Here is a 19,800-nt window from a genome sequence, read left to right on the forward strand (position 1 = left end):
GACATGGCCGACAAGATCAATCGCGTGGTGCTTGCCTATTCGGGTGGTCTCGACACCAGCGTGATCCTGAAATGGCTCCAGCAGGAATATCAGTGCGAGGTCGTGACCTTCACCGCCGATCTGGGGCAGGGCGAAGAGCTGGAGCCAGCGCGCAAGAAGGCGCTGGATGCAGGCGTGAAGCCCGAGCACATCTTCATCGACGACCTCAAGGAAGAGTTCGTCCGCGATTTCGTGTTCCCGATGATGCGCGCCAATGCGCTGTATGAGGGGCTGTATCTGCTCGGCACCTCGATCGCGCGCCCGCTGATTTCCAAGCGGCTGATCGAGATCGCCAAGGAAGTGAATGCCGACGCGGTCAGCCATGGCGCGACCGGCAAGGGCAATGATCAGGTCCGCTTCGAACTGTCGGCCTATGCGCTGAACCCGGACATCAAGGTGATTGCACCGTGGCGCGAATGGGATCTGACCAGCCGTACCAAGCTAATCGAATTCGCCGAGCAGCACCAGATCCAGGTGACCAAGGACAAGCGCGGCGAATCGCCGTTCTCGACCGACGCGAACCTGCTGCACACCTCGTCGGAAGGGAAAGTGCTCGAGGATCCGTGGGATGAAACCCCCGATTACGTCTATTCGCGCACGGTGAACCCGGAGGACGCGCCGGACACGCCCGAATATATCACGATCGATTTCGAAAAGGGCGACGGCGTCGCGGTGAATGGCGTGGCGATGTCGCCCGCGACGCTGCTGGCGGCGCTCAATGAGCTTGGCCGCAAGCATGGCATCGGCCGGCTCGATCTGGTCGAGAACCGCTTCGTCGGGATGAAGTCGCGCGGCATGTACGAGACGCCGGGCGGCACCATCTATCACCTCGCGCATCGCGGGATCGAGAGCATCACGCTCGACCGCGGCGCCGCGCATCTGAAGGACGAATGGGCGCCGCGCTATGCCGAGATGGTCTATAACGGCTTCTGGTTCGCGCCGGAGCGCGAGATGATGCAGGCCGCCATCGACTATTCGCAGCAAAAGGTCGCCGGGACCGTGCGGCTCAAGCTCTACAAGGGCGGCGTTTATGTGGTCGGGCGCAAGTCGCCCTATTCGCTGTACAGCGAAAAGGTCGTGACGTTCGAGGACGATCAGGGCGCATATGACCAGCGCGACGCGGCGGGGTTCATCAAGCTCAACGCGCTGCGGTTGCGGTTGTTGGGGCGGCGGGGGGCGTAAGCTCCAGCAGCCACAGGTCGGGCGGGGCGCCGATGCGGACTGGCAGCAGGCTGGTCCCAAGCCCCGCACTGACCACAATGGTCCGGTCGCCCTCGCGGATCAGGCCGCAGGCGAAGCGGTCGCCGTGGCGCGACATGGTGGCGGGCCGCCCGATCAGCGGGAGCTTAATTTGCCCGCAATGCGTGTGCCCGGCGAGGATCAAGCCGAAGCGTGACGGTAGCGCGGGCACGATGTCTGGCGAATGGCTGAGCGCGACGACCGGCCCCGCCAGTGCTTCGACGGCGCGGGCGAGCGCGGCAGGATCGGCACGGCCTGTGAAGTCGTCATCAGCTCCGGCGAGGATCAGTCCCGCGCGACGGATGACGCTGTTGCTGAGAACCGTGACTCGGTTCGCCTCCAGCGCGCGGCGCATTCCGGCGGTGTCGCGCCAGTGATCGTGGTTGCCGAGTACCGCGACGACTCCGAACGGAGCGCGAAGCCCGCGGAGCGGCGCGACCGCTTCGTCCTCGGTATAGCGGTGCGTCGAGACGCGTTTATCACTCACAAGATCGCCAGCGATCAGCACCAGATGCGGCTTCAGCTTGTTCACCCGCGCGACGATGCGCGCCAGCCGTGCGGGTGGCATGTCGGGACCGGCGACGTGAAGATCGCTGAGCAGCACGACACGGAGCGGCGCCTTCCCTTTCGGCCAATCCGCCATCTCGATTGTCGCCCGTCGAACGATCGGGTCGCGGAGGGCACCCCAATAGCCATAGCCCGCAAAGGCGAGCGCGAGGCAAAGGCCGATCAGGAGGATGCGTTTCATCGGTGCAGCCTAGCGGGCGCTATCGGGTCCGCAATGGCGCTCGACGAACGTTAACCAGAATGGGATAGCGAAGTCGCATGGGGGCTGCGCGATCTACGGTCTGGCGCGATAACGCGGTGGCGGCGGGGCTTGCGTTGCTGCTCGCCGTTGTCTGGGCGTGGCGGGACTGGGCGGCGCTGTCGGCGTTGCGGTTGCCCGACACCGACGATGTAATGCGGTTGCAGCAAATGCGCGACTGGCTGGGTGGCCAGGGGTTTAGCGATCTGGCGCAGCATCGGCTTGGGGTGGCTGGGCTGGAGATGCACTGGTCGCGGCTGCCCGATCTGGTGCCCGGCGCGATCATTGCGCTGCTGACTCCGGTGACGGGGGCGTACGCGGCGGAACTGGCCGCGGTGATTCTCTGGCCCTTGTTGCTGCTCGCGGTCGCGTTGATGCTGGTCGCGGCGATTGCGCGGCGGGTTGCGGTGTCGGCACTGGTTGCAGTGGTGATCACCGCGCTGGCCTATCCGGCGAGTGCGCTGTTTCTGCCCGGCCGGATCGACCATCATGGTTTGCAGCTGGTGCTGCTGTTGGTGCTCGTTCGCGCCGTGATCGGTTGCGGTGGATGGCGTTGCGGCGTCGCGGCGGGGGTGGCGAGTGTCGCGTCGCTAGTCGTCGGCATGGAAACTGCGCCGTTCCTCGCGCTGGGCGGTGGAGTGCTGGTCATGCGCTGGGTGGTGGCGGGGCAGGGCGAGCGACCCCGGTTGCTGGGCTATGGCGCGTCGCTGGTCCTTGGCTTCGGGCTTGCGGCGATCCTGTTTCGGACGAGCGGCTGGGACGCAGCGACTTGCGACGCCTTTGCCGCGCCGTTGTGGCGCGCCGCGCAGGTGGGCGCGCTCGCTCCGGTTGGACTTGCGCTTGCCGGACGCTGGTTTGACGCGCCCCGGACAAGGCTGGTTGCTGCAGTCGCGCTGGGCGGTGCGGCGCTGGCTGTTGCGCTGACCCTCTCGCCCGCGTGCCTGTCGCCTTATGGCGGAGTCGATCCTTTGCTCGAGCGGCTGTGGCTGGCGCGGGTGGCGGAGGCGCAGCCGCTGTTCGCCGCGCCGCTGGATCATGCGATCGGCTATGTTGGGTTGGCGCTCGCAGGGCTGGCCGCGACACTGTGGCAGTGGCGGCGGACGCGCGACACGGGCTGGGCGGTGCTCGCCGGGTTTCAGCTCGCCGCACTTGCGCTTGCGCTGGTGCAGTTGCGCGGCATTTATGCCGGGACAATGCTCGCCGCGCCGGGATTGGCGGCGCTGATCGCTTATGCGCGGGAGCGCGGGCCGATGGCGCTGGCGGCGGCGTGGGTCACGTCGGCGGGGTTCCTCTATCCGGCGCTGGGGAGCTTTGCCGCGCCGCCGCCGCCCGCCGCGACCTGCGATGGCGGGGCCGTGCTGGCGCAGCTCGCCGCTCAGCCCGCCGGGACGGTTGCCGCGCCGATCGACCTGGGCGCCTATGCGCTGGCCGAGACGCGTCACCGCGTCCTTGCCGCGCCCTATCATCGCAATGGCGTCGGAAATCTGGCCGTTTATCGCCTGGTATGGCTGCCGGTCGCCGAGGCGCGTGCCGAAGCCGATCGGCTGGAGATCACCTATCTCGCCAATTGCGGCGGGGCGTGGGATGAGTTGGGAACGCCCCCGCCGGGATCACTGCTGGAGGCGCTGCGTACGGGAAATGCGCCCGCCTGGCTCGTCCCAATGACATCCGAAGCAGCGCTGTATCGCGTGGAGGCTGAGAAATGACGAGCCGTTGGTGGGATACGCGCTGGTTCGTATTTGCAATGCTAGCGTTGGCGACGGTGCCGCTATTATGGCCGCCCATCCCGCCATTTACCGACGTCCCTGCGAATATGGGGCGTTACCATGTCATGCTGGGCGATGACCCGCATCTTTCCAACTGGTATCGGTTCGAGTGGAGATTGATCGGCTATTTGGGGGGCGATGCGCTCGCCGCCGCGCTCGCACCGCTGATCGGGCTCGAACCAGCGGTGAAGCTCATTTTGCTGGCGATTCCGGTGCTGACCGTCGCGGGCGTGATGTGGATTTCGGTCGAAGCGCATGGCAGAGTTCAACCGCTTGCGTTGTTCGCGCTGCCGTTCGCGTATCATCTCGCGCTGCAATATGGCTTTATAAACTACACGCTGGCGATGGCACTCGCGCTCAATGCGTGGGCGTTGTGGCTGAGGCTGGGGCGATTGAGCCGCACTCGGCTTCGCGCCTTGGTGTTTGTTCCGATCGCCTGCGCCATATGGGCAGCGCATGTGTCGGGATGGCTGGTGCTTGGGGTGCTGGTGTTCGCGGCAGAGCTTGCCGCCGAACGGCGCAGAAATCGGTCTTGGCTTGCGGCGGCGTTCTTTGGGGCGGTGGGCTGTTTACCCTTGGCACTCCCCGGCCTCATGTTTCTTGGCTGGCGCCCCGATGTGGGAGGTGGGGGAAGCGATTGGATCGCCAGTCTGAAGTTCAAGCCGGGCTGGATCGCGATGGCGCTGCGGGACCGCTGGCGCTGGTTCGATGTGGGCTCGGTGATTCTGGTGGCACTGATGCTGTACCGCTCGGTCCGGTCGCCCCAGCGAAAATTCAGCGTAGAAGTCGCAATCGCGGCGACGTTGCTGTTCACGATGTTCATCGCAATGCCGTTTTTGTCTGCCTATGCCGATATGCGGCTCGCGCCCTATGTCATCATGCTGGCGCTGCTTGCGATGCGCAGCGAGACGTACAGCATGCGTGAGCAGACGGTGATCGCAAGCATCGGGCTTTTGTTCATCATCGTGCGCATCGGGGCTGGGGCAGCAAGTTTGTGGATCGAAAGCCGCGACTGGTCCCGGCATCTGGAAGCGATCGAGCATTTGCCGCGTGGTGCGCGGGTAGCGAGCTTTGTAACCAGCGCGTGCGAACAGCCGTGGCATATGCAGCGGCTCGCCCACCTTCCATCAATGGCGATCGTACGAAGGGGCGCCTTTACCAACGACCAGTTCAACCTGGGAAGCACAGCCCTGCTCCGCGTGGTCGCGCCGGGGATAAGCGGATTTGACGTGGACCCGTCCCAGATCGTCGTCGATCGCCCGTGCCCCGCTAGCCCGGAATTCCGCACCCTTGACGACGCGCTGGCCCGTTTCCCTCGTGATCGATTCGATTACGTCTGGCTGATCGCGCCTCGGCGGCTTGACCTTGCGCGGACACAGGGCCTGTCGCTGATCTGGAGCAACGGCAGCGACATGTTGTTCCGTGTCGAAACGACAGCAGCCGAGGCGGCGCGTTCAGCTCATCGAAAAAGCGCGATATCAAAGGTCGAACGCCGCTTGCCGGATGCGACAGCCGCACAGTAAAGGCGGTGGGATGCAAGGGGGAATTCAGACCGAAACGCTGCACTGGTGGCAGACGCGCTGGTTCGTGCTGTTCGCGGCACTGGCGGCGGCGATCCCATTGTTGTGGCCGGATATCCCCCCGCAGGTCGACCTGCCTGGGCATATGGCGCGGTATCGCGTCCAGTTGAGCCATGCCGAGGTGCCGTGGCTCAACGACTGGTACAAGTTCGAGTGGAGCCTGATCGGCAATCTCGGGCTCGACCTGCTGATCATTCCGCTGGAGCCGATTTTCGGGCTTGAGCTGGCGGTCAAGCTGATCGTGATCACCATCCCGGTGCTGACGGTCACCGGCTTGCTGTGGATCGCGCGCGAGGTGCATGGCCGCATCCCGGCGACCGCGCTGTTCGCGCTGCCACTCGCCTATAATTACGCTTTCCATTTCGGCTTTGTTAATTTCGCGCTTTCGATGGCGCTGGCGCTCAACGCCTTTGCGCTGTGGCTGCGGCTGGCGCGGATGGGCAAGGTGCGGTTGCGCGCGGTGCTGTTCGTGCCGATCGGCATGCTGATCTGGGTCACCCACACCTTTGGCTGGGGCACGCTCGGCATCCTCTGTTTCGCCGCCGAGCTGATCCGCCAGCATGACATGCGCGGGCCGCGCACCGGCCCGTGGCATGAGAATTTCGTGCAAAGGTGGGTCGTGCCGTGGTTTATGGCGGGCATCCACTGCCTGTCGCTGGTCCCCGCCGCCGTACTGATGCTGATGTGGCGCAGCGCGGGCGATGTCAGCGGGGTCACCGGCGACTGGTTCAATTGGCGCGCGAAGATCTGGTGGGTGCTGATGGTCCTGCGCGACCGGTGGCAGCTGTTCGACATCGCCTGCCTTGGCGTGCTGTTCCTCGTGCTGCTCAAGGGGCTGCGCGATCCCAATATCGAATATTCGCGCCACCTGGGCATTTCGGCGCTGTTCCTGATCGTGGTGTTCATCCTGCTGCCGCGCGTGGTGTTCGGGTCGGCCTATGCCGATATGCGGCTCGCCCCGTACATGATCGCGATTGCCGTGATCTCCCTGCGCCCAAAGCCGGGCATGACGATCCGCGGCGCGAGCGTGCTGGCGATGGCGGGGCTTGCCTTCTTCCTCGTTCGCATGGGGACGACGACGTACAGCAACTATCTCTACGACAAATCCTATGACCGCGAACTCGCAGCGTTGGAGCATGTGCCGGAGGGGGCGCGGCTGCTGAGCTTCGTTGGTGAGACCTGTTACAACGAATGGACGATGACGCGGCTGCAGCACCTGCCCGGCATGGCGATGGTGCGGAAGCTGGCCTACACCAACGACCAATGGTCGATGGCGGGCGGGCAGTTGCTCACCGTCCGTTACAAGCAGGCGCGCGGGTTCAGCCATGATCCGTCGCAGATCGTCACCGACACCAAATGCCCGCGCGAATGGTGGCGGCCGGTGGCGGTCAGCCTCGCCCGCTTCCCGCGCCATGCCTATGACTATCTGTGGGTGATCAGCCCGCCGCCTTACGACAAAAGGCTTGAGGCTGGGCTGATCCCGGTGTGGCGCGATGGCCGCAGCGCGCTGTTCAAGATCGACCATGGCCAGCCGGCGGCGGAGCTGAACGCCGACGATCTCGGCCCCTATCGCAAGCAGATCCAGAACATCCGCGAGTTTCTGGAGCGCGACAAGAAGAAGCAGATGGAAGCGTGGGAGCGCGCCAAGAAGGAGGCTTAGAGTTGTTTTCAGCAAAGCTGAATCGGCACCGGCCCGCTCCCCCACCCGGCCACCCATAGAATACACTGTCGTTGGGTGGCCGGGTGGGGGAGCGGGCCGGTGCCGCCAAACTGAAAACGATCCTAACCGCCCCGTCTGAACGGCGTCAGTTCGCCCAGAAATTCCTGTTCCTGCGCCACCGCGTCGCGTTCACGCGCCAGATACTCCTCGATCGCGCGGCGGAAGCCGGGATCGGGGATGTAGTGTGCCGACCAGGTGGTGACGGGGACATAGCCGCGCGCCAGCTTGTGTTCGCCCTGCGCGCCGGCCTCGACCCGCGGGAGTCCGCGCGCGATCGCCGCCTCGATCGCCTGATAATAGCAGAGTTCGAAATGGAGGAAGGGGACGTCCTCGACGCATCCCCAATAGCGGCCGTACAGCGCATCGCCGCCGATCAGGTTGAGCGCCCCTGCGATCGGCTGCCCGTCGCGCTCGGCGAACATCAGCAGCAGCCGATCGCCCATCGCTTCGCCGAGCAGCGAGAAGAAGGGGCGGGTGAGGTAGGGGCGGCCCCATTTGCGGCTGCCGGTATCCTGGTAGAACACCCAGAACGCGTCCCAATGCGCCTCGGTGATCTCCGCGCCGCTCAGATGCCGGATCGTCAGCCCCTCGACCGCGCGCTCGCGTTCCTTGCGGATCGCCTTGCGCTTGCGGGAGGACAGGTCGGCAAGGAAGGCGTCGAAATCGGCATAGCCGCGATTATGCCAGTGGAATTGCGTTCCCGCGCGGACCAGCCAGCCGGCCTCCTCGAACAGCGGCAACTGGTCTTCGTCGACAAAGGTGACGTGCGCCGACGAAAGCCGGTTGTTGTCCGTCAGCGCCTCAATACCCGCGATCAGCGCCGGCGCCAGCGCCGGATCGCGCAGCAGCAGGCGTGGGCCGGGGACGGGGGTGAAGGGGGCCGCGACCTGAATCTTGGGGTAATAGCGGCCGCCGGCATGCTCGAACGCGTCGGCCCAGGCGTGATCGAACACATATTCGCCCTGGCTGTGGCTCTTGGCATAGGCCGGGGCGATCGCGGAGGGGATGCCGTTTTCGTCTTCGATCACGATCGGCAGCGATTGCCAGCCGGTTGCCGGTCCGACCGACCCCGATGCTTCCAGCGCGGAGAGAAAGGCGTGGCTCAGGAACGGATTGCCGTCGCCCGCGCACGCATCCCACTGCGCCGCCGGGATTGACGCGACTCCTTCGGCGATGCGGGCTGAAATGGGTTCGGGCACGCGCTGTATCTAGGGAGCGTCTTCGAGTCCGCCAACCGGCGTATCGCTGCGCACGCCCGCGACGCTGCCGATGCGGTCGCCCTTGCTGCTGCGGAAGTGGAGCACCTGTTGCGGGAACGGGATTTCGATGCCGTGTTCCTGGAACTTGACCCATAGCCGGTTGAGCACGTCCGACTTCACATTGCCGACGCCGCCTTCGGGATCGCTGATCCAGGCGAGGATCTCATGCTCGAGCGCATAGTCGCCGAATGAGGTGAGCCAGACATTGGGCCGCGGCGAATCGAGCACGCGCGGGCTTTCCAGCGCGGCGTCGAGCATCAGCTTCTGCGCCAGCTTGACGTCGGATTCATAGGCGATGCCGACCGGGATGCGGACGCGGACATTGCGGTCGGAAAAAGACCAGTTCTCCACCTCCTGAGTCATCAGATTCTCGTTCGGAATCAGATGTTCCTTGCCGTCGCGCGTGATGACGCTGACCGCGCGCACGCCGATCTTGTTGACCCAGCCAAAGCTGTCGCCGACCACGATCACGTCGCCCGGCTTGATCGATCGGTCCATCAACAGGATGATTCCGGCGATCAGATTGCCGACCGTCTTTTGCAGGCCAAAGCCGACGGCGAGACCCATCGCGCCGGAGAAGACGGCAAGGCTGGTCAGGTCGATGCCGAGCAGGTCGATCCCGAAGAGGAAGACGACGACGATCACTGCGATGCTGGCGAGCTTCTGGATTAGCAGCTTTTGAGTCGCATCGAACCCGCGCGCTTCGCGGATCGAATGGGCGATCACCCGGTTGACCAGCCGCGCCCCGGCATAGAGCGCAACGGCGGTGACGAGTACCGTGACAGCGGCGAGCAGCGACAGGCGGCGCGAGCCGACATCGACGCCGATCCGGTCGAGCGTGTCGGTGATGACGTTGAACCCGCCGATCGCATGGCTCAGGATCGCGACGAAGACGATCGCGGATACGGTCCATGCGCTCCAGCGTGGCATGTGCAGCCCGCGCATGATCGTCATCACCGTCATCGCGGTCGCCGCGCCGAGCGCGATGCCCAGCAGCATTGCGGCCAGCGTCGTCCACGGCCAGGCATTGGCGATGATCGCCAGCAACAGTGCCGCGCTGCCGTGTCGCACGACATTGTGCATGCGCGGCGCCAGACCCTCGACATGATTGCCGACGCGCCGCTCCCAGAATGCGGTCAAAATCGGCCCCAGCTTGCGCCCCGCAAGCCAGCCGATCGCCAGCGCGATGAGCGCGAGGCTCCCTGCAATCGCGCCCTCGACCAGCTGTGGCGGGGTGGGGGCGTGGATGCCGTTGGCGGTGAGCCACTGCGCCAGCGCGGGCGGGATGAGGTTGGGAAGGGTCACGACGCGGCCCGGAACCGGTCGAGTCCGGCGGCGAGATCGGCGATCAGGTCGGCGGAATCCTCCAGCCCGATCTGCAGCCGCACCGCCAGCCCCTCGGCCTCCCATTGGGTGACGCTTCGATGGCGCTGCGGGTCGATCGGGATCGCGAGGCTCTCGAACCCGCCCCAGCTATAACCGATGCCGAACAGCTCAAGCCCGTCGATCAGCGCGGCGCGCGATGCCTCGGTCCCGCCCTTGAGCACGAAGGAGAACAGTCCCGTTGCGCCCTTGAAGTCGCGCACGAACAGGTCGTGGCCGGGGCAGGACGGGAGGGCGGGGTGAAGCACGCGCGCAATCTCCGGCCGCGTTTCCAGCCAGCGCGCGATTTCCAAGGCAGCGGCGCCATGATGCTTCAGCCGCACTGCCATGGTGCGCAGCCCGCGCGAGCCGAGCCAGGCATCGTCTGGACTGGCGGTCTGGCCGAGCGCGAAGCTGGTGTCGCGCAGCTTGGTCCAGTGCGACGGCGCGGCGGTGACGCTGCCGAGCATCACGTCGCTATGGCCGACGACATATTTGGTGCAGGCGAGGATCGACAGGTCGACGCCGAGTTCGATGACCGGGAACAGCAAGGGCGTCGCCCAGGTATTGTCGATCAGCGTCGTCACCCCGCGCGCCTTGGTGGCGGCGACGATCGCGGGGACGTCCTGCACCTCGAAGGTCAGGCTGCCGGGGCTTTCCATGAAGATCGCGCGGGTGCGCTCGCCGATCAGATCGGCGATGCCGCCGCCGATCATCGGATCGTAGAAGCGCGTCGTGACTCCGAACCGCGCGAGAAATCCGGTCGCAAAGCTGCGCGTCGGGTCGTAGACGCTGTCCGCCAGCAACAGCTCGTCGCCCGGCGACAGCACGCTGAGCAGCGCGGCGGAGACTGCGGCGACGCCGGAGGGGTAGAGGAAGGTCGCCTCTGCGCCCGGCTCGAGGCTGGTCAGCGCATCGGCAAGGCTCCACTGGGTGGGTGTGCCGCGACGGCCGTAGAACAGCCGGTGGTGCGTGTCGCGCCCGCCCGCCGCACGCATCTTCGCGACACTGTCATAGAGGATGGTCGAGGCGCGCCACACTGGCGGGCTGACGATCCCCTGCGTCCATTCGGGTCGGCGTCCCGCGCCGACGACCTTCGTCCCGTCACCCTTGGTATCGTCCGTGCCGCTCATGCAGCTCCCTTTGCCTTGGGCGTAGCGGGGTCTGCGCCCCATTCGCTCCAGCTTCCGTCATAGAGCGCGGCGCGATGTCCCAGCAGATGCAGCGCAAACGCCGGTACCGCCGCCGTGATCCCGGAGCCGCAGGTGGTGATCACCGGGCGCTCGACCTCGACCCCCTCCGCCTCGAACAGCGCGCGCAGCGTGGCGACGTGCTTCCACGTCCCGTCGGCGTTGAAGAATTCGGAATAGGGCAGGTTGGCGCTGCCGGGGATATGGCCCGGCTCGACGCCGGGGCGGGGTTCGGGCTCGCTCCCGGCAAAGCGCGTGGCGGAGCGGGCGTCGACCAGCTGCTCGGCGTGGCTGTCGAGGTTGGCGCGGACCTGATCGATGCTGCGGACCCCGGCGGGGTCGAGGCTTGCGGTCAGGGTGCGTGGCGCGGGGGCGGCAGTGCCGGTTTGGAGGACATGCCCCTCGGCCCGCCATTTGGCGAAGCCGCCGTCGAGCAGGGCAACCGAAATGCCGAAGCTGCGGAACATCCACCAGGCGCGCGCCGCCGTGTGGTGCGGGGCATTGTCGTAGAGGATGATGCGGTCGCCATCGCCCACGCCCAGCGCGCCGACCTGCGCGGCGAATTGCTCGGCCGATGGCAACATCGTCGGCAGCGGGCTGGCGCGGTCGGCGATGGCGTTGATGTCGAAGAACGCCGCGCCGGAGATGTGCGCGCCTGCGAACTCCGCCACGGCGTCGCGCGGCTCGCCCGGCAGGAACCAGGTGGCGTCGAGGATGCGGAGGTCCGCGTCGCCGAGATGATCGGCAAGCCATTGCGTCGAAACGAGTGAGTCCATCGCCAGACTCTAGTCGCCATCGAGCCCGGCGAGAAACGCTTTCGCCTGTGTCTGCAGCGCGCGTTGCGTGTCCGCGTCCATCCGGTCCCAGTTGCGGTACGGCATGGCGAGCCGCTGGTTGCTCCCCAGTTTCTCACGGTTGCGGACGAGAAAGTCCCAATAGAGCGCGTTGAACGGGCACGCTTTCGGGCCGGTGCGCTCCTTCACGTCGTAGCGGCAATGCCCGCAATAATCCGACATGCGGTCGATATAGGCGCCGGACGAGGCATAGGGCTTCGACCCCAGCAGCCCGCCATCGCCGAACTGGCTCATCCCCAGCGTGTTCGGTGCCTCGACCCATTCATAGGCATCGGCATAGACTTCGAGATACCAGCGCTGGACGTCGGCGGGATCTGCACCGATCAGCAGCGCGAAATTGCCGGTCACCATCAGCCGCTGAATATGGTGGGCGTAGGCGTTCTGCAGCGTCTGGCCGATCGCCTGCGCCATGCAGTGCATGTCGGTCTGGCCGGTCCAGTAGAAGCCGGGGAGCGGGCGCTTTGCTTCCAGGAAGTTGCGCGAGGTATAGTCCGGCCCCTCGCGCCAATAGATGCCGCGTACATATTCGCGCCAGCCGATGATCTGGCGGATAAAGCCCTCGGCGGCGTTGAGCGGGGTGTGGCCGGCGCGGTACGATGCCTCGACCCGACGGCACAGGTCGAGCGGATCGAGCAGCCCGCAATTAATGTAGGGCGAGAGGAGCGAGTGCCACAGGAATGGCACATCGGTCAGCATCGCATCCTGATAATCGCCGAACTGCGGCAGGGCGTAGCGCAGGAAATGCGCGCGCTGACGCTCGGCATCCGCTGCCGTGACCGCGAAATCGAATCCGTCGAGCGTGCCGGGATGATCGGCGAAGTGCTCTGCGACCAGCGCGATCACCTCCTGCGTCAACGCGTCTGGCGCGAAGGACAGCGGTTGCGGCATGGTCAGGTCGCGTGCGGCGGGCTTGCGGTTTTCCTTGTCGAAATTCCATTGGCCGCCCTCCGGCTCGCCGCGCTCGGTCAGCAGCAGGCCGGTCTTGCGCCGCATCTCGCGGTAGAAGAATTCCATGCGCAGCTGCTTGCGGCCATCGGCCCAGGCGTCGAACTCGGCATGGCTGGCGATGAAGCGGTCGTCCTCGCGGATTTCCACGGGTGCGTCGAACTTGTCCGCCCAAAGCTCCATGGCATGGCGGACGCGCCACTCGCCGGCTTCAGTGGCGACGATGCGCGTGGGGCGGTGCCGTTCGACCGCGCGGGCGAGTTCGCCGGTCAGGCTGCCGCTGTTGTCGGGATCATCCAGGCGGACATAATCGACCTGCCACCCGGCGTCGCGCAACGCCTGAGCATGGTGGCGCATCGCGGAGAACAGCAACGCGATCTTCTTCTTGTGATGGCGGACATAGGTCGCTTCCTCCTCGACCTCCATCATCAGGATTACGCTGGTTGTCGGGTCGGCATCGCGCAGCGCCGACACGCCGGGCGAGAGCTGGTCGCCCAATAGCGGTATCAGCGTGTCGATCCCCCGTTTCATTTCCGCAACGCCTTTCCTACATCGCGCGCCATGACACCCAAGTTCCTAGGCCAGACCAGCGCGCTCCCCGCATCGCCCGAAGAGGCGGTGCTCGATTATGTTCCCAACCCGCGTCCGGGAAGCGATTATCTGGTCCGGTTCGTATCGCCGGAGTTCACATCGCTCTGCCCGATCACCGCGGCGCCGGATTTCGCGCATCTGGTGATCGATTATGTGCCGGGCGACACGATCGTCGAATCCAAATCGCTCAAACTCTTTCTCGGCAGCTTTCGCAACCATGGCGCGTACCATGAAGATTGCACGGTCGGCATCGGTCAGCGCCTGTTCGACGAGATGAAGCCGAAATGGCTGCGCATCGGCGGATATTGGTATCCGCGCGGCGGCATTCCGATCGACGTATTCTGGCAGTCGGGGGAGCAGCCTGCAGGCGTGTGGATCCCCGCGCAGGATGTGCCGGGCTATCGCGGCCGCGGCTGAACCTTTGCGATGTTGCATTGCAGCATCAATGCAACCATAGTGTCATTGTAACGTTTGGAGATTGCTCGCCCGAACTTCGGGATGACCCATGTTGCCGATGCGAAGGAATTAGGAATGACGCGAGGGTCTCTGCTGCCTGACCGGGTCGATCACATTGCGCTGATCGGTAATTTCCTGCCACGCAAATGCGGCCTGGCGACCTTCACCACGGATTGCTTCGAAGCGATGCGTGCGCGCTTTCCCGAAATGCGGGTCGATGTCTATGCGATGGACGACCGGCCGGGGAGCTACGACTTCCCGCCCGCAGTGACCGCCACGATCCCGCAGGACGATCGGGTCGCCTATCTCGATGCCGCGCGTGCGATCGATGCTTCGGGGGCGCAGGCGATCTGGGTCCAGCATGAATATGGCATCTATGGCGGCCCGGCTGGCGAGCATCTGATCGCGCTGCTCGATCGCAGCGGCCTTCCGGTCATCGCGACGCTGCACACCGTGCTCGAGGCGCCGAACCCGGATGAGCGGCGGGTGATGGAAGCGCTGCTGCGCCGCGCCGCGCGGGTGATCGTCATGGCCGAGAAGGGCCGCGATATCCTGCGCCGCGCGCATGGCGTCGATCCGCGCAAGGTCGTGGTCGTCCCGCATGGCGTGCCCGACCGCGCGCTGGTCGATCCCGACACGATCAAGCCACGCTTTGGCTGGCAGGGGCGGCAGGTCATCCTGACGTTCGGCCTGCTCGCCCCGAGCAAGGGGATCGAGACGGTGATCGAGGCGCTTCCGGCGATCGTCGCCGGGCATCCTGATGCGCTGTATGTGATCTTGGGCGCGACGCATCCCAATCTGGTGGCGCATGAGGGCGAGGCGTATCGTGACCGTCTCCACGCGCTCGCTGCGACGCTCGGGGTCCAGCGGAACATCGCGTTCGTCAACGCCTTTGTCGAGCAGGACGAGTTGCTCGACTATCTGCAGGCGGCGGACATCTACGCGACGCCCTATCTCAACCCCGTGCAAATCACATCGGGGACGCTGTCCTACGCCGTTGCATCCGGGAAGCCGGTCGTGTCGACGCCCTATGTCCATGCGACCGAGATCCTCGCCAACAATCATGGCGTGCTGGTGCCGTTCGGCGATAGCGGCGCCTTTGCCGACGCGATCAGCGCGCTGCTCGACGACGACAAGGCCCGCGTGGCCATGGCGCGGCGCGCGCATGACCGTGGCCGCACGATGATCTGGCCGCGTATTGCCGAGGCGGTGGCGGATCTGCTCGACGCGGTGCGCGACACGCGCCCGCCGCGCATCCGCGCCCACCCTTCAGCACGGACGACCGTGCTGCCCGGCGATTTCCGCGCGGTCGAGCGGATGAGTGATTCGACGGGCATGCTTCAGCATTCGATCTATGCGGTGCCCGACCGGCGTCATGGCTATTGCATCGATGACAATGCCCGCGCGCTGATCCTGATGCATCGGATTGACCCGCTCGACGAGAGTGCGCGCGACCGGTGGACGAGCGTGTTCGCCGCATTCGTCCAATATGCGTGGAATCCCGACCTGCGGCGCTTCCGCAACTTCATGAGCTTCGACCGGCAATGGTGCGAGGACAAGGGTTCGGAGGATTCGAACGGCCGCGCGTTGTGGTCGCTCGGAGTCAGTGCCGCCGAGGCGCGGGCGCCGAAATACCGCGACTGGGCACGGATCCTGTTCGACCAGACCGCATCGATCGCGCTGGAGTTCGACAGCCCGCGCGCGCGCGCTTTTGCGATGCTGGGCGCCGCAGCGATGCTCGACGCGCACCCAGGGCACGCGCTGTCGCGCGCATTGCTGGAGCGCTTTGGTGACGAACTCATCGCGCTGCTCGACATCGCGCGCCGTCCGCAATGGGAATGGTTCGAGATCGTGCTCGCCTATGACAATGCCCGGCTGCCCGAGGCGCTGATTCGCGCTGGTGAGGCGCTCGGGCGGCCCGAGTTCACCGCATGCGGCCTGTCGACGCTGGCGTGGATTGTCGAACAGCAGACTTCGCCTGACGGACGGTTTCGCGCTGTCGGGAGCGAAAGTTTCGGGCGTCCCTATGCCGCGCCCCTGCCGTTCGACCAGCAGCCGCTTGAGGCGCAGGCGACCATCGATGCCTGTGCTGCGGCGTTCGACGCAACCGGCGACACGCATTGGGTGGAGTGTGCGCACCGTGCCTATCGCTGGTATCTCGGCCAGAACGACCTCGACCTGCCGCTCGCGAGCACGTCTGATGGCGGCTGTTTCGACGGGCTCACGCCTTATGGGCTCAACCGCAATCAGGGTGCTGAGTCGATTCTGGCACTGCAACTTGCCGGCTGCGCGATTTCCGCCCTTTCGCGGCGCGCGCAAATCGTGGCAGACCCGGGAAAAGCCGTCGCATAAGCATGCACACGGTATTGAAGAGTCCGGGGGGACGCATGCTCGACCTGTATCATCACCCGCTTCGGCTTCGCGCCGACCCGTCACGCGTTGTGGTGCGCCCGTTCCATATCGGCTGGCAATCGACCAATGGCGCGCCTTCGCGCACCGAACGGCTGGTGCGCGCGGTACTCGATATGTCGCCGGGCGAGGCGCGGGCGCAGCTGGCGACGGTGCTCAAGGATTTCGAGGCGCGGCACTGGCAGACGCGGCGCGTGTTCATGACCCGCTATGACGAGATCGAGGCGCAGCTGGGCCTGGATGGCGCGACGATCGGGGATGAGAAGCGCCAGTTGATCGGTGCCTATTTCTGCCACGAGTACAGCTATGCCGCCGCCGCGCTGATGAACCCCAGCGCGGTACCGCATCACGACCAGACTGGCATGCCCAAGGGGTCACTGCGCATCCTGATGAGCCTGCGCGCGGTGGGGGAGGGGCATATTTCGTCGGTGGCGTTCCGTGAGGGGATCATCACCGATCAGAATGAGATGATGCTGGCACCCGAGCCACCCTTCGCCACGTCGGCTGACGCGCAGGGCGATGAGGAGCGTGCGCCCGAGGGTGCGGTCAAGGTGCATCGGCACCGCGACTCGACGCTGTCGGGCACGCTGCTGTTCCCGATCACGCGTGCCCAGTCCAACGGGCTGGAGGACATGCGGCTGACGCGCTTCACGCACGACGATGGCAGCGACGAATGGCTCGGCACCTACACCGCCTATAACGGGTCGCAGATCCAGTCGGAGATGCTGCGCACCCGCGACTGGCGCGAGTTCGACCTGGTCCCGATGACCGGCAGCGCCGCGCGCAACAAGGGCATGGGCCTGTTCCCGCGCAAGGTGAACGGCAAGTACATGATGATCGGGCGGCAGGACGGGGAGAATATCTTCCTGATCGAATCCGACCGCCTGACCCATTGGGACGAGGGGGTGAAGCTGATCACCCCGAAATTCCCGTGGGAGCTGGTCCAGATGGGCAATTGCGGCCCTCCGATCGAGCTCGACGAAGGCTGGCTGATGCTGACCCATGGCGTTGGCGCGATGCGCAAATATTCGATCGGCGCGGCGCTGCTCGACAAGGACGATCCGTCAAAGGTGATCGGCCGCACCAGCGAGCCGATCCTGACGGCGGCGAGCGAGGATCGCGAGGGCTATGTCCCCAATGTCGTCTATTCGTGCGGCGCGCTGCGCCACGGGGAGTCGATCTTCATCCCCTATGGCGTCGCGGATAGCTCGGTGGCGTTTGCGTTCGTGACGATCAAGTCGCTGCTGGCGGTGATGTAACAGCCTAGCGGCGACGTATCGGACTGCTATCGATCCTGTTCGATCCCGGCCCTTGCCAGCTCAAGGCGCGGCATGAGTGCGATCCGCGCGATGAACCATTCGGAGTCGTTCGCATCGACCGGCTCGGCACTGGCCTCAAAGAACAGGTCTGCGTCCATCTCGCTGGTGGTCGGGCCACATGAGGTGTCGACTGCCCTCTCTTCGGAAAAGGTCAGCTCGATCTTGTTCATGCGGCCCTGTTGTCCGCTTCCGACGATTGCGGCCCGCTTCAGAAGGCGCGGGGTGTCGCCAGCGCCTATGGCAGTGTGCGCGGCGCGAAAGGCGGACAACGCAGTTCGCACCGCTTCCGCCCCCCTGTAAGACAGGGCATCCATCCCGCCGATCAGCTCGCCGCCATAGGCGACCAGGCTGCTGTCGGCCCGAAACATGCCGCGCATAACCGTTTCATCGCCCGTGCGCAGATACCGGATCAGCTTCTCGCCCCATGCATCGTCCGTGAACTCCGCGAGGCTACAGCCGGTGGCGGCCTGGCTTGATGCCAAAATCACGCCGGTGGCGACTCCTCGCAACATAGCCCTGCGATCGACCATATTTCTCACCTCCGTGGTGGGCAGCGTTGTTTGCGGGCGCCGGTTAGCGCCCCTTGAACAATCCGCCCAAAATGCCGCGAACGATGCCGCCGACGACGCTGGCGCCGACGCCCGACTTTTTGCCGAAGATCGCCTTGGACACCTCACCCGCGACCGCGCGACCGGCGGCGGAGGAGGCGGATTGCGTCGCGGACTTGACTGCGCGGTTCCATGGGTTGTTCGCGGCCTCGCGCTCGGCCTTGCGGCGGGAGGCTTCTTCCAGCCGCGCCTGACGGTCGGCTTCGCGCTGCTCCGCGAGGCGCTGGCGCTCGGCTTCCTTGGCGGCGCGGGCGTCGTCCTTGGCCTGGGCGAGCGCGGCCTTTTCGGCTTCGTCCTGCGCCTTGGCTTCCGCAGCGGCGGCGGAAGCTTCGGTTGCCTTGGCCGAGAGCAGTTCTTCGGCTGATTCGCGGTCGACGCGGGTGTCGTATTTCGCGCCGACCAGATCGGTTTCGATCAGGATCTTGCGCTCCTCGGGCGTCACCGGCCCGACGCGCCCGCGCGGCGGCTTGACCAGCGTCCGCTGCACCGGCGAGGGCGCGCCATCGGCCATCAGCACCGACACCAACGCCTCGCCCACCTTCAGCTCGGTGATCGCGGTTTCGACATTCAGATCGGGGTTGGCGCGGAAGGTTTCCGCCGCTGCCTTGATTGCCCTCTGCTCACGCGGGGTGAAGGCGCGCAGCGCGTGCTGGACGCGGTTGCCGAGCTGGCCAGCGACATCCTCGGGGATGTCGATCGGGTTCTGAGTCACGAAATAGACGCCGACGCCCTTTGAGCGGATCAGGCGGACGACCTGTTCGACCTTGTCGAGCAGCGCCTTGGGTGCTTCCTCGAACAGCAGATGTGCTTCGTCGAAGAAGAAGACGAGCCTGGGCTTGTCCGGATCGCCGACTTCGGGGAGCGATTCGAACAGCTCTGACAACAGCCACAGCAGGAAGGTGGCGTAGAGCCGGGGCGAGGCCATGAGCTTGTCCGCGGCGAGGATGTTGACCACGCCATGGCCGTTGTCGTCGGTCTTGATGAAATCCTGAATCGACAGCGCCGGTTCGCCGAAGAAATGTTCGCCGCCTTGGCTGCGCAGCTGGAGCAATTGCCGCTGGATCGCGCCGACGCTGGTCTTGGCGACATTGCCGTAGCGGGCGCTCAGCTCGTCGGCGCGCTCGCTGCACGCGGCGAGCATTGCCTGAAGGTCGTCGAGGTCGAGCAGCAGCAGGCCGTCATCGTCGGCGACGTGGAAGGCGATGGTCAGCACGCCTTCCTGCGTGTCGTTGAGTCCCATCAGCCGGGCGAGCAGCAGCGGTCCCATTTCCGAGACGGTGGTGCGTACCGGGTGGCCCTGCTCGCCGAACAGGTCCCAGAACTGCACCGGGGCGGCAGCATAGTGCCAGTCGGTGTAGCCAATCTCGGCGGCGCGCTTGCTGAAGGGTTCGTGGGTCTTGGCGGTCGGCGATCCGGCCATCGCCATGCCCGACAGGTCGCCCTTCACATCGGCGGCGAACACGGGCACGCCTGCGCGGCTGAAACTTTCGGCGAGACCCTGCAGGGTCACGGTCTTGCCGGTGCCGGTTGCGCCCGCGACCAGACCGTGCCGATTGGCACGTTTCAGGACGAGCGACTGAGGCTCGCCCCCGCCAAGGCCAATGAACAGTTCGCCTTCACCCGACATGCTGCGCTCCCGATAGTCAGGAGCGCAGCAT

At 65.6% G+C, this 19,800-nt stretch carries 15 protein-coding genes; 7 read left to right on the forward strand and 8 right to left on the reverse strand.

Annotated elements, in window-relative coordinates:
• The first annotated feature begins 3 nt into the window (after positions 1 to 3).
• A complete protein-coding gene (locus tag VGN66_RS10915) occupies positions 4 to 1,221 on the forward strand; it encodes an argininosuccinate synthase (protein ID WP_327518846.1) in 1,218 nt (405 codons plus the stop codon).
• Here the strand turns inward: VGN66_RS10915 and VGN66_RS10920 are convergent.
• Positions 1,178 to 2,026, reverse strand: a complete 849-nt coding sequence (locus tag VGN66_RS10920) for a metallophosphoesterase (RefSeq protein ID WP_327518847.1) — start codon at positions 2,024 to 2,026, stop codon at positions 1,178 to 1,180. The two genes, VGN66_RS10915 and VGN66_RS10920, sit on opposite strands and share 44 nt — an antisense overlap.
• A 77-nt stretch (positions 2,027 to 2,103) precedes the next feature.
• On the opposite strand from VGN66_RS10920, the gene VGN66_RS10925 reads away from it, so the two are divergent.
• From VGN66_RS10925 to VGN66_RS10935, 3 genes are read left to right on the forward strand one after another with little or no spacing between them, the layout of a single operon-like run.
• Positions 2,104 to 3,789 (forward strand): hypothetical protein, encoded by a 1,686-nt coding sequence (locus VGN66_RS10925; RefSeq protein WP_327518848.1) that lies wholly within the window; start codon positions 2,104 to 2,106, stop codon positions 3,787 to 3,789.
• On the forward strand, positions 3,786 to 5,372 hold the full coding sequence (locus tag VGN66_RS10930) for a hypothetical protein (protein WP_327518849.1): 1,587 nt from the start codon (positions 3,786 to 3,788) through the stop codon (positions 5,370 to 5,372). Before VGN66_RS10925 ends, VGN66_RS10930 begins: the two co-directional genes overlap by 4 nt.
• Positions 5,373 to 5,382: 10 nt before the next feature.
• On the forward strand, positions 5,383 to 7,089 hold the full coding sequence (locus VGN66_RS10935; RefSeq protein WP_327518850.1) for a hypothetical protein: 1,707 nt from the start codon (positions 5,383 to 5,385) through the stop codon (positions 7,087 to 7,089).
• Between the two features lie 122 nt (positions 7,090 to 7,211).
• Here VGN66_RS10935 and VGN66_RS10940 read toward each other — a convergent pair whose 3' ends face one another.
• Genes VGN66_RS10940 through VGN66_RS10960 form a run of 5 tightly spaced genes read right to left on the reverse strand, consistent with a single transcriptional unit; the run spans position 7,212 to position 13,290 of the window.
• Positions 7,212 to 8,348, reverse strand: a complete 1,137-nt coding sequence (locus tag VGN66_RS10940) for a GNAT family N-acetyltransferase (protein ID WP_327518851.1) — start codon at positions 8,346 to 8,348, stop codon at positions 7,212 to 7,214.
• Positions 8,349 to 8,357: 9 nt separating this feature from the next.
• On the reverse strand, positions 8,358 to 9,713 hold the full coding sequence (locus VGN66_RS10945; RefSeq protein ID WP_327518852.1) for a mechanosensitive ion channel family protein: 1,356 nt from the start codon (positions 9,711 to 9,713) through the stop codon (positions 8,358 to 8,360).
• The gene (gene metC / locus VGN66_RS10950; protein WP_327518853.1) at positions 9,710 to 10,903 is read right to left on the reverse strand and encodes a cystathionine beta-lyase; all 1,194 of its coding nucleotides are present in this window, start codon (positions 10,901 to 10,903) and stop codon (positions 9,710 to 9,712) included. Before metC ends, VGN66_RS10945 begins: the two co-directional genes overlap by 4 nt.
• Positions 10,900 to 11,736, reverse strand: coding sequence for a 3-mercaptopyruvate sulfurtransferase (gene sseA / locus VGN66_RS10955; RefSeq protein WP_327518854.1), 837 nt, complete (start codon positions 11,734 to 11,736; stop codon positions 10,900 to 10,902). The genes metC and sseA overlap by 4 nt, the downstream gene beginning before the upstream one ends.
• A gap of 9 nt (positions 11,737 to 11,745) precedes the next feature.
• Positions 11,746 to 13,290: a cryptochrome/photolyase family protein gene (locus VGN66_RS10960; protein ID WP_327518855.1), complete on the reverse strand. Its 1,545-nt coding sequence runs from the start codon at positions 13,288 to 13,290 to the stop codon at positions 11,746 to 11,748.
• A 30-nt stretch (positions 13,291 to 13,320) separates the two neighbouring features.
• Here VGN66_RS10960 and queF point away from each other — a divergent pair, with 30 nt between their 5' ends.
• From queF to VGN66_RS10975, 3 genes are all read left to right on the forward strand, one after another.
• Positions 13,321 to 13,767 (forward strand): preQ(1) synthase, encoded by a 447-nt coding sequence (gene queF / locus VGN66_RS10965; RefSeq protein WP_066661776.1) that lies wholly within the window; start codon positions 13,321 to 13,323, stop codon positions 13,765 to 13,767.
• Positions 13,768 to 13,881: 114 nt separating this feature from the next.
• Positions 13,882 to 16,158 (forward strand): glycosyltransferase family 4 protein, encoded by a 2,277-nt coding sequence (locus VGN66_RS10970; RefSeq protein WP_327518856.1) that lies wholly within the window; start codon positions 13,882 to 13,884, stop codon positions 16,156 to 16,158.
• 35 nt (positions 16,159 to 16,193) lie between these two features.
• Complete coding sequence (locus VGN66_RS10975; protein WP_327518857.1) at positions 16,194 to 17,474, forward strand: glycoside hydrolase family 130 protein; 1,281 nt, start codon at positions 16,194 to 16,196, stop codon at positions 17,472 to 17,474.
• 26 nt (positions 17,475 to 17,500) lie between these two features.
• On the opposite strand, the gene VGN66_RS10980 is transcribed toward VGN66_RS10975, so the two are convergent.
• Together VGN66_RS10980 and VGN66_RS10985 are read right to left on the reverse strand one after the other, a co-directional pair.
• On the reverse strand, positions 17,501 to 18,064 hold the full coding sequence (locus VGN66_RS10980; protein ID WP_327518858.1) for a hypothetical protein: 564 nt from the start codon (positions 18,062 to 18,064) through the stop codon (positions 17,501 to 17,503).
• A 43-nt stretch (positions 18,065 to 18,107) separates the two neighbouring features.
• Entirely contained in the window at positions 18,108 to 19,769 is a 1,662-nt protein-coding gene (locus VGN66_RS10985; protein ID WP_327518859.1) for a helicase HerA-like domain-containing protein, read from the reverse strand.
• Between the last annotated feature and the right edge of the window lie 31 nt (positions 19,770 to 19,800).

The sequence above is a fragment of the Sphingomonas sp. genome (genome assembly GCF_035998645.1).
In the GTDB taxonomy this organism is placed as follows: Bacteria; Pseudomonadota; Alphaproteobacteria; order Sphingomonadales; family Sphingomonadaceae; genus Sphingomonas.

Bases quoted from the DNA above. Each gene is read 5' to 3' on its own strand.
- VGN66_RS10930 (WP_327518849.1), top strand. From the start codon at position 3,786: ATGACGAGCCGTTGGTGGGATACGCGCTGGTTCGTATTTGCAATGCTA.
- VGN66_RS10970 (WP_327518856.1), top strand. From the start codon at position 13,882: ATGACGCGAGGGTCTCTGCTGCCTGACCGGGTCGATCACATTGCGCTG.
- VGN66_RS10980 (WP_327518858.1), bottom strand. From the start codon at position 18,064: ATGGTCGATCGCAGGGCTATGTTGCGAGGAGTCGCCACCGGCGTGATT.
- queF (WP_066661776.1), top strand. From the start codon at position 13,321: ATGACACCCAAGTTCCTAGGCCAGACCAGCGCGCTCCCCGCATCGCCC.
- sseA (WP_327518854.1), bottom strand. From the start codon at position 11,736: ATGGACTCACTCGTTTCGACGCAATGGCTTGCCGATCATCTCGGCGAC.
- VGN66_RS10975 (WP_327518857.1), top strand. From the start codon at position 16,194: ATGCTCGACCTGTATCATCACCCGCTTCGGCTTCGCGCCGACCCGTCA.
- VGN66_RS10985 (WP_327518859.1), bottom strand. From the start codon at position 19,769: ATGTCGGGTGAAGGCGAACTGTTCATTGGCCTTGGCGGGGGCGAGCCT.
- VGN66_RS10925 (WP_327518848.1), top strand. From the start codon at position 2,104: ATGGGGGCTGCGCGATCTACGGTCTGGCGCGATAACGCGGTGGCGGCG.
- VGN66_RS10920 (WP_327518847.1), bottom strand. From the start codon at position 2,026: ATGAAACGCATCCTCCTGATCGGCCTTTGCCTCGCGCTCGCCTTTGCG.
- metC (WP_327518853.1), bottom strand. From the start codon at position 10,903: ATGAGCGGCACGGACGATACCAAGGGTGACGGGACGAAGGTCGTCGGC.
- VGN66_RS10960 (WP_327518855.1), bottom strand. From the start codon at position 13,290: ATGAAACGGGGGATCGACACGCTGATACCGCTATTGGGCGACCAGCTC.
- VGN66_RS10915 (WP_327518846.1), top strand. From the start codon at position 4: ATGGCCGACAAGATCAATCGCGTGGTGCTTGCCTATTCGGGTGGTCTC.
- VGN66_RS10935 (WP_327518850.1), top strand. From the start codon at position 5,383: ATGCAAGGGGGAATTCAGACCGAAACGCTGCACTGGTGGCAGACGCGC.